General features: G+C 72.2%; 16 protein-coding genes. 13 read left to right on the forward strand and 3 right to left on the reverse strand.

The window, feature by feature from the left end:
* Together OKJ99_RS04625 and OKJ99_RS04630 are read left to right on the forward strand one after the other, a co-directional pair.
* On the forward strand, positions 1-991 hold a 991-nt coding region (locus tag OKJ99_RS04625), incomplete at its 5' end, for a helix-turn-helix transcriptional regulator (protein ID WP_326014441.1).
* Between the two features lie 102 nt (positions 992-1,093).
* Positions 1,094-2,350 (forward strand): PucR family transcriptional regulator, encoded by a 1,257-nt coding sequence (locus tag OKJ99_RS04630; RefSeq protein ID WP_326014442.1) that lies wholly within the window; start codon positions 1,094-1,096, stop codon positions 2,348-2,350.
* On the opposite strand, the gene OKJ99_RS04635 is transcribed toward OKJ99_RS04630, so the two are convergent.
* The gene (locus tag OKJ99_RS04635) at positions 2,322-2,957 is read right to left on the reverse strand and encodes a TIGR03085 family metal-binding protein (RefSeq protein ID WP_326014443.1); all 636 of its coding nucleotides are present in this window, start codon (positions 2,955-2,957) and stop codon (positions 2,322-2,324) included. The two genes, OKJ99_RS04630 and OKJ99_RS04635, sit on opposite strands and share 29 nt — an antisense overlap.
* 71 nt (positions 2,958-3,028) lie before the next feature.
* On the opposite strand from OKJ99_RS04635, the gene hisI reads away from it, so the two are divergent.
* Entirely contained in the window at positions 3,029-3,406 is a 378-nt protein-coding gene (gene hisI, locus OKJ99_RS04640; protein WP_326014444.1) for a phosphoribosyl-AMP cyclohydrolase, read from the forward strand.
* On the opposite strand, the gene OKJ99_RS04645 is transcribed toward hisI, so the two are convergent.
* On the reverse strand, positions 3,387-3,881 hold the full coding sequence (locus OKJ99_RS04645; protein ID WP_326014445.1) for a hypothetical protein: 495 nt from the start codon (positions 3,879-3,881) through the stop codon (positions 3,387-3,389). The two genes, hisI and OKJ99_RS04645, sit on opposite strands and share 20 nt — an antisense overlap.
* A 78-nt stretch (positions 3,882-3,959) precedes the next feature.
* On the opposite strand from OKJ99_RS04645, the gene OKJ99_RS04650 reads away from it, so the two are divergent.
* The 10 genes from OKJ99_RS04650 (at position 3,960) to lgt (ending at position 12,202) form a co-directional block, all read left to right on the forward strand.
* On the forward strand, positions 3,960-5,432 hold the full coding sequence (locus OKJ99_RS04650; protein ID WP_326014446.1) for an anthranilate synthase component I: 1,473 nt from the start codon (positions 3,960-3,962) through the stop codon (positions 5,430-5,432).
* A 71-nt stretch (positions 5,433-5,503) separates the two neighbouring features.
* Complete coding sequence (locus OKJ99_RS04655) at positions 5,504-6,157, forward strand: TIGR02234 family membrane protein (RefSeq protein WP_326014447.1); 654 nt, start codon at positions 5,504-5,506, stop codon at positions 6,155-6,157.
* 102 nt (positions 6,158-6,259) lie between these two features.
* Positions 6,260-6,511, forward strand: a complete 252-nt coding sequence (locus OKJ99_RS04660; protein WP_326014448.1) for an HGxxPAAW family protein — start codon at positions 6,260-6,262, stop codon at positions 6,509-6,511.
* A 94-nt stretch (positions 6,512-6,605) separates the two neighbouring features.
* Positions 6,606-7,055: a DUF2752 domain-containing protein gene (locus tag OKJ99_RS04665; protein WP_326014449.1), complete on the forward strand. Its 450-nt coding sequence runs from the start codon at positions 6,606-6,608 to the stop codon at positions 7,053-7,055.
* Positions 7,056-7,180: 125 nt separating this feature from the next.
* Complete coding sequence (gene trpC, locus OKJ99_RS04670) at positions 7,181-7,987, forward strand: indole-3-glycerol phosphate synthase TrpC (RefSeq protein ID WP_326014450.1); 807 nt, start codon at positions 7,181-7,183, stop codon at positions 7,985-7,987.
* Positions 7,988-7,996: 9 nt separating this feature from the next.
* Positions 7,997-8,215, forward strand: coding sequence for a tryptophan biosynthesis modulator TrpM (trpM, locus tag OKJ99_RS43720; RefSeq protein WP_407700643.1), 219 nt, complete (start codon positions 7,997-7,999; stop codon positions 8,213-8,215).
* Positions 8,216-8,268: 53 nt separating this feature from the next.
* Positions 8,269-9,516: a tryptophan synthase subunit beta gene (trpB, locus tag OKJ99_RS04675; RefSeq protein ID WP_326014451.1), complete on the forward strand. Its 1,248-nt coding sequence runs from the start codon at positions 8,269-8,271 to the stop codon at positions 9,514-9,516.
* Complete coding sequence (trpA, locus tag OKJ99_RS04680; RefSeq protein WP_326014452.1) at positions 9,513-10,328, forward strand: tryptophan synthase subunit alpha; 816 nt, start codon at positions 9,513-9,515, stop codon at positions 10,326-10,328. The genes trpB and trpA overlap by 4 nt, the downstream gene beginning before the upstream one ends.
* A gap of 94 nt (positions 10,329-10,422) precedes the next feature.
* The gene (locus OKJ99_RS04685) at positions 10,423-11,202 is read left to right on the forward strand and encodes a DsbA family protein (protein WP_326014453.1); all 780 of its coding nucleotides are present in this window, start codon (positions 10,423-10,425) and stop codon (positions 11,200-11,202) included.
* Between the two features lie 73 nt (positions 11,203-11,275).
* Positions 11,276-12,202, forward strand: coding sequence for a prolipoprotein diacylglyceryl transferase (gene lgt, locus OKJ99_RS04690; protein ID WP_326014454.1), 927 nt, complete (start codon positions 11,276-11,278; stop codon positions 12,200-12,202).
* A gap of 51 nt (positions 12,203-12,253) precedes the next feature.
* Here the strand turns inward: lgt and OKJ99_RS04695 are convergent.
* Positions 12,254-12,548: HpcH/HpaI aldolase/citrate lyase family protein (locus OKJ99_RS04695; protein ID WP_326014455.1), on the reverse strand; the 295-nt coding region annotated here is incomplete at its 5' end.

Below are 12,548 nucleotides of genomic sequence, written 5' to 3' on the forward strand. Positions count from 1 at the left end.
GGACGCGGGGGCCGAACTGCCGCGCGCCCTCGAACTGCTCGCCTACGGTGAGCTGCGCTCCGGGCGGCACGTCCGCGCTCGCGCCCACGCCGAGGAGGGGGTCAGGGCCGCGCTCGCCGCAGGGCAGCGCAACGTGCTCGCGCACCAGCACGCCGTCCTCGCCCTCGTCGCCTCGCTCGACCGCGACGTCGACACCGTCGCCCGGCATGCCGCCGCCGCGCAGCACGTCGCCGACCGGCACGGGCTCGTACAGGCCGCGACGCTCGCCCAATGGGCCCTGGCCCGCGCGGACCTGGCGCGCGGCGACGCGGCGCGGGCGGCCGCCCGGCTCGGGCCGCTCATCGGCCGTGGCCCACGGCGGGGGCACTTCGGCATCCGGATGCTGGCCGTGCCCTGCCTGGTGGAGGCGGCGGTGCTCGCGGGCGAGCCGGGCGGGGCGCAGGGCGCGGTCGGCGAGTTCACGGTGTGGGCCCAACGCGGCCACGACCCGCTCGCTCCGGCACAACTCGCGCGCTGCCGGGCCCTGTTGGCGGCGGGTGATCCGGCGACGGCCGAGTCCCGCTTCGAGGAGTCCCTGACCCGGCACGAGCGGGCGGGCGGCGATTTCGAGCGGGCCCGCACCCTCGCCCTCTACGGCAAGTGGCTGCGCCGCACCCGTCGTCCGGCGCGTGCCCGTACGTTGCTGCGTGACGCCCTGGTGGCCTTCGAACGGTGCGGCGCGACGGTCTGGGCGGCGCAGGCTGCGGCCGAACTGCGTGCCACGGGCGAGTCCCCGGTCGACAGTGAACCGCCGGGCCGGCTCGCCGAGTTGACGCCTCAACAGTTGCGCATCGCCCGGTGTGTCGCGCAGGGCGAGACCAACCGCGAGGTCGCCCGCCGCCTCTCGGTGAGCCCCCGCACGGTGGACCACCATCTGCGCAACGTCTTCGACCGGCTCGGCATCCGCTCCCGCGTCGAACTGGCCCGTCTGGTCGACCGCACGGAACCCTGAGGCGCAGGCATACGGTGACCTGCGGGTTTCTTCCGAGGGCTGGAGACCGACCGGACGGTATGCCATTCTGCGGACTCGTGAGCCGAGCCGTGGAGGACCGCCATGCCCGCGCATCTCGTACGTCCCCGACCTCCCGCCCGGGCCGGCGCCGGGTCGGACGCGGTCGCCGTCCTGCGGCGTGCCGCGAGGCCGCTCCTCGGCCAACTCCCCGTGCTCACCGAGCGGTTGACGGCCCAGCTGTACGAGCAGGAGCCGGCCTACCGTGCCGCGCTCGATGCCGACCCCGGCGACGTACACGCGGAGATCCAGCGCTCGTTGCGGCTCAGCGTCGCCTCGCTGCTCGATCCTCCGCGCAACCGGGACGCCGCCCGCGCCTGCTCCGCCCGGATCGGCGCCGAACGCGCGGCCCGCGGGTTTCCGCTCGACGCCGTGTCGCACGCCTTCCGGCTCGGCGGCGCCCTGGTCTGGCAGGCGCTCGTCGACGAGGTGACCCTGCGGCACCCCGAGGACGCGCATCTGCTGGTCCATCTCGCCGTTGACGTGTGGAATTTCGTCGACGAGCACTGCACGCACGTCGCCGCGTCCTATCGGCGCGCCGAACGCGAACTCACCTGGCGCCGCGAGAACCGGCGCCGCCTGATGGCCGCCGCCCTCCTCGACGGCGCGATCCGCATCTCCGACCTGCCCGACGCCGCCACCGCGCTCGACCTGCCGGAACGCGGCCGGTACGCGGTACTGATCGCCGTCGGCGGCAGCCGGGGCGCGCCGCGGCCCACCCTGCCGCCCGGCGTACGGGCCGTGTGGCACACCGCCGCCGAGGCCGAACGCGCCATTGTCGACCTCGGGGAACTGGAAGCGGACCAACTCGCCGCCGCACTAAGGGAGTTCTGCTGCCCGGGGCCCGGTCTGCGCGTCGGCATCAGCCCCGCCGTCGAGGGGCTCGCCGCGGTGGGCGGCGCCCGGCGGCACGCCGAGACCGCGCTGCGCATCTGCCCGCAGAGCGGCGGCACCGTACTCCTGGACGAGCAGCTGCCCGCCGCGCTCGTCGCCGCCGCGCCCGCGCTCGGCCGGATCCTCGCCGGCCGCGTGCTCGGCCCGCTGCTCGCCCTGCCGCCGGCCGACCGGACCCTGCTGCTCGACACGCTCACGGCCTGGCTGGACTGCGACGGCTCCGCGCAGCGCGCCGCCGCCCGCCTCTACTGCCACCGCAACACGGTCCTGAACCGGCTGCGCCGCTGCGAACAGCTCACGGGACGCAGCCTCGCCCGCCCCGCGGACCTCGTCGAACTGGGGCTCGCCCTCAGCGCGCACCGGCTGGCGCCCCAGGAGGTCAGAGCCCCAGCGCCTTCGTCTCCGTGAGCCGGTCGACCGCCGACTTCTCGCCGTCCATCTCCACGTCCGCCGCCTCCTGCCGGCCGAACGCGAACATCACCAGCTCCGAGGGCGCGCCCGTGACCGTGACCACGGGGGCGCCGCGGTGGGCCACCGCCGTCTGGCCGTCGGGACGGCGCAGCACCAGGCCGACGGGCGCCTTGCGGCCCATCACCCGCGCCATCCGCTCCAGGCGCGACCACAGGACGTCGGCGAAGACCGGGTCGAGCTCGCGCGGCGTCCAGTCGGGCTGCGCACGGCGGACGTCCTCGGTGTGGACGAAGAACTCGATCGCGTTCGACGCCTCGTCGATCTGCTTGAGAGAGAAGGGCGAGAAGCGCGGCGGCCCGGTGCGGATCAGCTGGATCAGCTCTTCGTACGGCTTCTCCGCGAACTCGGCCTGCACCCGTTCCAGCCGCGACGCGAGCTGTTTGACGAGGATGCCGCCCGCGGCGTCCGGGCGGCGCTCGCGCACCACCACGTGCGCCGCGAGGTCCCGGGTGTTCCAGCCCTCACAGAGGGTGGGGGCGTCCGGACCCGACGCCTCCAACAGATCGGCGAGCAGAAGTCGTTCACGCTTGGCATGGGTCGACATGCCGCCAGCCTACGACCGGCCGCGCCGCACCGGACAGTGGACGTTCGACTCGGCGCGGCACAATGGTCTATATGACCAGCGCTCCCGTGCCCAGCAGCAGCCTCGACCCGGCCATCGCCGCCCGCCTCAAGCGGAGCGCCGACGGTTTGGTGCCCGCCATCGCCCAGCAGTACGACACCGGCGAGGTGCTCATGCTCGGCTGGATGGACGACGAGGCGCTGCACCGCACCCTGACCACCGGACGGTGCACGTACTGGTCGCGCAGCCGCCAGGAGTACTGGGTCAAGGGCGACACCTCGGGTCACTTCCAGCACGTGAAGTCGGTCGCCCTCGACTGCGACGCCGACACCGTGCTCGTGAAGGTCGACCAGGTGGGCGCCGCCTGCCACACCGGCGCCCGGACCTGCTTCGACCGCGACGAGCTGCCGGTCAGCGGCAGCGCAGCGTGATCTCCTGACGGTCCCGGAAGACGATCCGGGCCGGGTCCCCGGCCACCGGGGTGCCGTCGACCTCGGCCTGGCACATGGGGCGCACGCCCCACTCCGTGAGGAACTGTCCGAGCGTGAAGTCCTGCCACTGGGCCGACTCCACGTGCACGGTGCCGCTGGTGTCGTGCGTGTGCAGTGGGCTGAAGCGGGGCTTCTTGCCGGAGCGGTCGATGCCGATGTCGGCGGGGACGGTCACCTGGCGGCCGCCCGCGTACACGGTGAGGTGGGGGTGGATGTGCATGGTCAGCTTCTCGGAGTCGAGCATCTCCAGGCCCGCGGCCTCGACCCGCGCCTCGACGTCGCCGGGAGCGGGCGCGGCCCAGTCGCCGGGGGCGGGAGCGGCGCCGGTCAGCGTGGTCACGGCGACGGCGGCGAGGGCGATGCCGGACAGGGCGCTCGCCATGCGGGGGTTTCGGTGGCTCTTGGTCTTCGTCACCGCTCCCTTCTAGCGGGGCGTCGTCCACCCCTCGACCAGGCGCGCGGGGCGTCCCCCGGACGGAAGTAGGCTCCTGCCATGGACCTCGAGACCTTCCGCAAGCTCGCGACCGACCGCCGAGTGATCCCCGTCAGCCGCAAGCTCCTCGCGGACGGTGACACGCCCGTCGGTCTGTACCGCAAGCTCGCCGGCGAGCGGCCCGGCACGTTCCTCCTGGAGTCCGCGGAGAACGGCCGCTCCTGGTCCCGCTATTCGTTCGTCGGCGTGCGCTCGGCGGGCACGCTGACCGAGCGCGACGGGCAGGCCCACTGGCTGGGCACGCCCCCCGTCGGCGTCCCGGTCGACGGCGACCCGCTCGCCGCCCTGCGCGCCACCGTGCAGACGCTGCACACCCCGCGCTACGAGGGCCTGCCCCCGTTCACCGGAGGCATGGTCGGCTATCTGGGGTACGACATCGTGCGCCGTCTGGAGAAGGTCGGCCCGGGGGAGCGCGACGACCTCAAGCTGCCCGAGCTGACGATGCTGCTCACCAGCGATCTCGCCGTGCTCGACCACTGGGACGGGTCGGTTCTGCTGATCGCCAACGCGATCAACCACAACGACCTGGAGACCGGCGTCGACGAGGCCTACGCCGACGCCGTCGCCCGCCTCGACGCCATGGAGGCCGACCTCGCCAAGCCGGTCGAGTCCGCCCCCGCCGCGCTCCCGCCGTCCGAGCTCCCGGAGTTCACCGCGCTGTGGGGCGGCAAGCAGTACCAGGACGCCGTCGAGGACATCAAGGAGCGCATCCGGGCGGGCGAGGCCTTCCAGGTCGTCCCCTCCCAGCGCTTCGAAACCCCTTGCACCGCAAGCGCGTTGGACGTCTACCGGGTGCTGCGGGCCACGAACCCGTCCCCGTACATGTACCTGTTCCGCTTCGACGGGTTCGACGTCGTCGGCTCCTCGCCGGAGGCCCTCGTCAAGGTCGAGGAGGGGCGCGCCATGGTGCACCCGATCGCCGGGACCCGGCCGCGCGGCGCGACGCCGCAGGAGGACCACGACCTCGCCGAGGAGCTGCTCGGCGACCCCAAGGAGCGGGCCGAGCACCTGATGCTCGTCGACCTCGGGCGCAACGACCTGGGACGGGTCTGCGAGCCCGGTTCCGTCGAGGTCGTCGACTTCATGTCCATCGAGAAGTACTCGCACGTCATGCACATCGTCTCGACCGTGACGGGCACCGTCGCCGAGGGACACACCGCCTTCGACGTGCTGACCTCCTGCTTCCCGGCCGGCACGCTGTCCGGCGCGCCCAAGCCGCGCGCGCTGCAGATCATCGACGAGCTGGAGCCGTCGCGCCGCGGCGTCTACGGCGGCTGTGTCGGCTACCTCGACTTCGCCGGGGACTCGGACACGGCCATCGCCATCCGCACCGCGCTGCTGCGCGAGGGCACCGCATACGTGCAGGCGGGCGCGGGTGTCGTCGCCGACTCCGACCCGGTCGCCGAGGACACCGAGTGCCGCAACAAGGCGGCGGCGGTGCTGCGCGCCGTACACACCGCGAACCGGATGTGAGCAGGAACGCCCTGTGACGTGACGCACGACTCCGGGCCCCGGCTCACGTAAACCCGTACAGACAGGCGATAGTGGAGTACGTGACTGCTGTACCGCACCCCCGTACCGATGCCGCCGAGTCGGCCGAGCCGGCTGCTTCCTCGCCGAACGGCCGGCGAAGCCTCGCCGTCGCCCTGCTCTGCGGGGCCGCGGGAGCCGCGATCGCCCTGCTCGCCTCCCGGCAGGAGTGGTGCTCGGGCGTCGCCGCCGTCGCGGGCGGCAAGCTGCCGCTGACCGCGAAGGGCAGCGACGTCACGGGCGTCCCCGCGGCCCTCGCCATAGTGGGTCTCGCCGCGCTCGTCGCCGTCTTCGCGGTCCGCAAGGTCGGCCGCGTCCTGGTCGCCCTCCTGCTCGCGCTCAGCGGCGCGGGCGCCGTCGCCGCCGCCGTGCTCGGCGCGGGCGACAGCGCCGCGCTCGACGAGAAGGCCGGGCAGGCCGCGGGTGACGCCTCCGCCACCATCCACGCGCTCAGCAACACCGCATGGCCGTACGTCTCCGCGGTCGGCGGCGCACTCATCCTGATCGCCGGGATCCTCGCCGTGGTCTACGGCGCGGCCTGGCCGTCGATGGGCGGCCGCTACGAGCGCTCCGGCGCCCCGAAGAGCCGCCGCAAGGCCGTGGACCCGGAGCGCCCCGAGGAACTCTGGAAGGCCCTCGACCGCGGCGAGGACCCGACCGGCGCATAGGCGCTGACCCCGCGTTCCGAGCTTGCTCGTGCGTGCGGGACAATAGATGGGAACGTCGTACGTCATACGTACGCATAGGCCATAAGCAACGAGGAGCAAGCCATGGCGGACAGCAGCCACGGACACACCCCGGCCGCCTGGACCGGTGTCATCATCGCCTTCATTGGTTTCTGTGTCGCGGGCGCCTTCATGGTGATGGTGCAGCCGGTCGGCTTCTGGGTCGGCATGGCTCTGCTCGCCATCGCCCCGATCGTCGGCGGCGTGATGAGCGCCATGGGCATGGGCAAGCCGAGGCGTGCCGAGCTGCAGCTCAAGTCCACCGGAGCGGCGCAGCCCGCGGGCTCGGGGGCCTGAGCCCTCGCACATACCCACGAAAGGGGTGGAGCGGCCGACCGACCGGCCGTCCCACCCCTTTCGTGTTTCCCGGGGAGCGGTCCCGGGCCCGCGGATGCAGAATTCACGGGTGACCGTGGAGACGACCGACACCGCCCCCGCCCGCTTCGGCGCCCTGCGCCGGCTCGCCGTCCCGCTGGGCGTGCTCGGCGGCGTCGCCCTCGCCTTCGCCTATGTGGGCGCCGTCGACCCCAATGAGCCCGGCCACTACCCGGCCTGCCCGTTCCTCCAGCTCACCGGCGCGTACTGCCCCGGCTGCGGCGGCCTGCGCAGCGCCCACGCGGTCGCGCACGGGGACCTCGCGGGCGCGTTCGGGGCCAATGCCCTCGCCGTGGTCGGCTACGCGCTGTTCGCCGTGGTCTGGACGGTCTGGGCGGTGCGGGCGGCCCGTGGCCGGGCGGTGGGCCTCGCGCTCGGCCGTGCGCAGCTGTGGGTCCTCGGCGGGGTCGTGCTCGCCTTCACCGTTGTCCGGAACCTGCCGTTCGGTGGCTTCCTAAGCCCTTGATCAACTGCGTTTGTCCAGGTAGTGGGACCGGCGTCAACCGGATGCGGGACCTTCGCCCTTCGCCGGATACCATTCACAAAGACCAGATGAACACCCAGGGGATGCCCGGAAAGGAGTCTGCTCGCGTGAGTGTGCTCGACGAGATCATCGACGGAGTCCGTGCCGACCTTGCGGAGCGGCAGGCGCGCGTCAGCCTCGACGAGCTCAAGGATCGCGCGGCGAAGGCTCGCCCGGCCAAGGACGGAGTGGCCGCGCTCAAGGGCGAAGGCGTCAAGGTGATCTGCGAGGTCAAGCGGTCGAGCCCCTCCAAGGGCGCGCTCGCCGCGATCGCCGACCCTGCCGCCCTCGCCGCCGACTACGAGGCGGGCGGCGCGGCCGTCATCTCCGTCCTCACCGAGCAGCGCCGCTTCGGCGGCTCGCTCGCCGACCTCGAGGCCGTCCGCGCCAAGGTCGACATCCCGATCCTGCGCAAGGACTTCATCGTCACGTCGTACCAGCTGTGGGAGGCCCGCGCGTACGGCGCCGACCTCGCGCTGCTGATCGTCGCGGCCCTGGAGCAGCCCGCCCTCGAGTCCCTCATCGAGCGTGCCGTGTCCATCGGCCTCACGCCGCTCGTCGAGGCGCACGACGAGGACGAGGTGGAGCGCGCGATCGACGCCGGGGCCAAGATCATCGGCATCAACACCCGCAATCTCAAGGACCTTTCGGTCGACCGCGGCACCTTCGAGCGCGTCGCCCCGGACATCCCGGACCACATCGTCAAGGTGGCCGAGTCCGGTGTGCGCGGCCCGCACGACCTGATCGCGTACGCCAACGCGGGGGCGGACGCCGTCCTCGTCGGCGAGTCCCTGGTGACCGGCCGTGACCCGAAGTCGGCCGTCGCCGACCTCGTCGCCGCCGGCGCCCACCCCGCCCTGCGGCACGGACGGTAAACTCACCCCATGCCCATCGCCTCCCGCCTCGCTCCCGGCTGCCGCCCCCGCGGCTGCCGCGCGCCGGCGAGGCGTGTGCGGGGCCGCCGGGTCCGCTACCACATCGGCGCGGAGCCGGGCCAGATCAACGGAATGCGATGGCAGAGCGCCCCTATAAGGGGCGCGGAGCCGCATCGATGTGCGACTCCGTCGCGGAGCGCGGAGAACGGGCAACCGTCACCTGCGTGACTCCGCACGTCCCACGGCTTTTAGTGATCACACACCTACCGTGAGGCACACGCATGTCCAGCGACTACTTCATCCCTGACCCGGAGGGTCACATCCCCAGCGCCGAGGGCTACTTCGGCGCGTTCGGCGGCAAGTTCATCCCGGAGGCGCTGGTCGCCGCCGTGGACGAGGTCGCCGTCGAGTACGACAAGGCCAAGAACGACCCGGCCTTCGCCGCCGAGCTCGACGACCTCATGGTCAACTACACCGGCCGCCCCTCGGCCCTCACCGAGGTGCCCCGGTTCGCCGAGCACGCCGGTGGCGCCCGCGTCTTCCTCAAGCGCGAGGACCTGAACCACACCGGCTCGCACAAGATCAACAACGTGCTCGGCCAGGCCCTGCTCACCAAGCGGATGGGCAAGACCCGCGTCATCGCCGAGACCGGCGCGGGCCAGCACGGCGTCGCGACGGCCACCGCCTGCGCGCTGCTCGGCCTCGAGTGCAAGATCTACATGGGCGAGATCGACACCGAGCGCCAGGCCCTGAACGTGGCCCGGATGCGGATGCTCGGCGCCGAGGTCGAGGCCGTGAAGTCCGGCTCCCGCACCCTCAAGGACGCCATCAACGAGGCGTTCCGCGACTGGGTCGCCAACGTCGACGACACGCACTACCTGTTCGGCACGGTCGCGGGCCCGCACCCGTTCCCGGCCATGGTCCGCGACTTCCACCGGGTCATCGGCGTCGAGGCGCGCCGCCAGATCCTGGAGCGCGTCGGCCGGCTGCCCGACGCCGCCGTCGCCTGCGTCGGCGGCGGCTCCAACGCCATCGGCCTGTTCCACGCGTTCATCCCGGACGCCGACGTCCGCCTGATCGGCTGCGAGCCGGCCGGGCACGGCATCGAGACCGGCGAGCACGCGGCGACGCTCAGCGCGGGCGAGCCCGGCATCCTGCACGGCTCCCGCTCCTACGTCCTCCAGGACGAGGAGGGCCAGATCACCGAGCCGTACTCGATCTCGGCGGGCCTGGACTACCCGGGCATCGGCCCCGAGCACGCCTACCTCAAGGACTCGGGCCGCGGCGAGTACCGCGCGGTCACGGACGACGCCGCGATGCAGGCACTGCGCCTGCTGTCGCAGACCGAGGGCATCATCCCGGCCATCGAGTCGGCGCACGCGCTCGCGGGCGCGCTCGACGTCGGCAAGGAGCTGGGCAAGGACGGGCTGATCATCATCAACCTGTCCGGGCGCGGCGACAAGGACATGGACACCGCGGCCCGCTACTTCGGCCTGTACGACGGCTCCGACGAGGAGGGCTCCAAGTGAGCGGGAACATCGAGCTGTTGAACGACACCCTGGCCGGCGCGAAGGCCGAGGGCCGCTCCGCCCTCATCGCCTACCTGCCCGCCGGTTTCCCGACCGTCGACGGCGGCATCGAGGCGATCAAGGCCGTCTTCGACGGCGGCGCCGACGTGGTCGAGGTGGGCCTGCCGCACTCCGACCCGGTGCTCGACGGCCCGGTCATCCAGACCGCCGACGACATCGCGCTGCGCGGCGGCCTGAAGATCAAGGACGTCATGCGCACCGTGCGCGAGGCGCACGAGGCCACCGGCAAGCCGGTCCTCGTCATGACGTACTGGAACCCCATCGACCGCTACGGCATCGAGCGGTTCACCGCCGAGCTCGCCGAGGCGGGCGGCGCGGGCTGCATCCTCCCCGACCTGCCGGTGCAGGAGTCGGCGGTGTGGCGCGAGCACGCCGACAAGCACGGTCTCGCGACCGTCTTCGTCGTCGCGCCCAGCAGCAAGGACGAGCGCCTGGCCACCATCACGGCGGCCGGTTCGGGCTTCGTGTACGCGGCGTCCCTGATGGGCGTCACCGGCACCCGCGTGTCCGTCGGCAACCAGGCCAAGGAGCTCGTCGGGCGCACCAAGGCCACGACCGACCTTCCGGTCTGCGTGGGCCTCGGCGTCTCCAACGCGGAGCAGGCCAGGGAGGTCGCCGGCTTCGCGGACGGAGTCATCGTCGGCTCGGCGTTCGTGAAGCGGATGCTGGACGCCCCGGACGAGAAGGCCGGGCTCGAAGCAGTGCGCGCCCTCGCCGGTGAACTCGCCGCGGGCGTAAGGGACAAGGCGTAACACCCCTCGTAGTAACAGGGAGTTACGTCACCCATACGGATGGAAACCGGACCGGGAAGGCACGCTCGCGCCTTCCCGGTTCGTTGGCGCTGGTGTGAGCGAGAAGAACCGAGAGGGAAAGCGCGCGGCCCGCGAACGCCTTGCCGCCGAGCGCCAGAAGCAGAAGTCCGCTGAGAAGCGGCGCAGGACATTGATCGTGGGCGCGACCGTGGTGTGTGTGCTCGGCCTGGCCGCGGTGATCGGGGTGGTCGCCGCGAATTCGGGCGACGACAGTTCCGGTAGCGACGCGGCGGCGGGACCCGTCGTCGCGCCGAAGGGAGCCGACGGCAAGGACGACTTGGCGATCCCCGTCGGCAAGGCGAGCGCGAAGTCGACACTGGAGATCTGGGAGGACTTCCGCTGCCCCGCCTGCAAGACCTTCGAGGACACCTACCGCTCGACGATCCACGACCTGGCCGACGCCGGTGAGCTCCGGGTGCAGTACCACCTCGTCACGCTGATCGACGCGAACATGCAGGGCAGCGGCTCGCTGCGCGCGGCCAACGCGGCGGCGTGCTCGCAGACCGCCGGGAAGTTCCGCGACTACCACGACGTGCTGTACGAGAACCAGCCCGAGGAGACCGACGACGCCTTCGCGAACAACGACAAGCTGATCGAGCTCGCCGGAAAGGTCGGCGGCCTGGACACCGGCACGTTCAAGTCGTGTGTGAACAAGGGGACGCACGACAGCTGGGTGAACAAGTCGTACAAGGCGTTCCAGGACGCCAAGTACTCCGGCACCCCGACGGTCCGGCTCAACGGCAAGGACATCCTGAGCGACCAGAGCCTGACCCCGGCCAAGTTCAAGAAGATGGTCGAGGAGGCGAACAAGTAGTCGGAGCCGTTACGCAGCCGTTGCCGGGCTGCCCGCCGTGCCCGCGGCCCGGCACGGTAGCGTCGGACCTGCCATGGAACTTGCCTTCATTCCCAGCCCGTCCAGCGGGGTCGTCTATCTCGGCCCGATCCCGCTGCGCGGCTACGCGTTCTGCATCATCATCGGCGTCTTCGTGGCCGTCTGGCTCGGCAACAGACGCTGGATCGCCCGCGGCGGGCGGGCCGGCACGGTCGCCGACATCGCCGTCTGGGCGGTGCCCTTCGGCCTGGTCGGCGGTCGCCTCTACCACGTGATCACGGACTACCAGCTGTACTTCAGCGAGGGCCGTGACTGGGTGGACGCCTTCAAGGTCTGGGAAGGGGGCCTCGGTATCTGGGGTGCCATCGCGCTCGGCGCGGTCGGCGCCTGGATCGGGGCCCGTCGCCGCGGCGTCCCGCTGCCGGCCTACGCCGACGCGATCGCGCCCGGTATCGCCCTCGCCCAGGCCATCGGCCGCTGGGGCAACTGGTTCAACCAGGAGCTGTACGGCCGGGCCACCGATGTGCCGTGGGCCCTCAAGATCACCTCGGACACGGACGGACGGGTGCCGGGCACGTACCACCCGACGTTCCTGTACGAGTCGCTGTGGTGCATCGGCGTCGCGCTGCTCGTCATCTGGGCGGACCGGAAGTTCAAGCTCGGGCACGGGCGGGCGTTCGCGCTGTACGTCGCGTCGTACTGCGTAGGCCGATTCTGGATCGAGTACATGCGCGTGGACGACGCGCACCACATCCTCGGCCTGCGGCTCAACGACTGGACGGCGCTGGGTGTCTTCGTGCTCGCCGTGATCTACATGGTGGTGTCCTCGCGGAAGCGGCCCGGACGCGAAGAGATCGTCGAACCGGGTGCCGGGGACGACGCCGCCGAGGCGGACGCCGAGGCCAAGGACGGGACCAAGGACGAGGGCAAGGACGAGGGCAAGGACGGGACCAAGGACGAGGTGGAGCTCAAGAAGAGCTGACGGTTTTCCGTCTTGAGGGCGCCGGGCCATGTGGTTCGGCGCCCTTTGTCGTCAGTCGCCGGACGGGCCCGTCCGGGCCAGCCGCAGCGTCCTGCGGGCGGCCGCCACCACCGCCGCGTCGACGAACCGGCCGTCAGGCAGGGCCAGGGCGCCCGCCTCGGTGGCCGCGGCGCAGACGATCTCCCGGGCCGCCGCGATCTCCGCCTCCGTGGGGCGGAAGGCCTCCTCGATCACCGGGAGCTGGCGGGGGTGGATCGCCGTGCGGCCGAGGAAGCCCAGGGCGCGGCCCTCGGCGCAGGAGCGGGCCAGGCCCGCCGTGTCGCGGACGTCCGGGTAGACGGACTGC

Origin of the sequence: Streptomyces endophyticus, from assembly GCF_035798155.1 — a bacterium.
In the GTDB taxonomy this organism is placed as follows: Bacteria; Actinomycetota; Actinomycetes; order Streptomycetales; family Streptomycetaceae; genus Streptomyces; species Streptomyces endophyticus.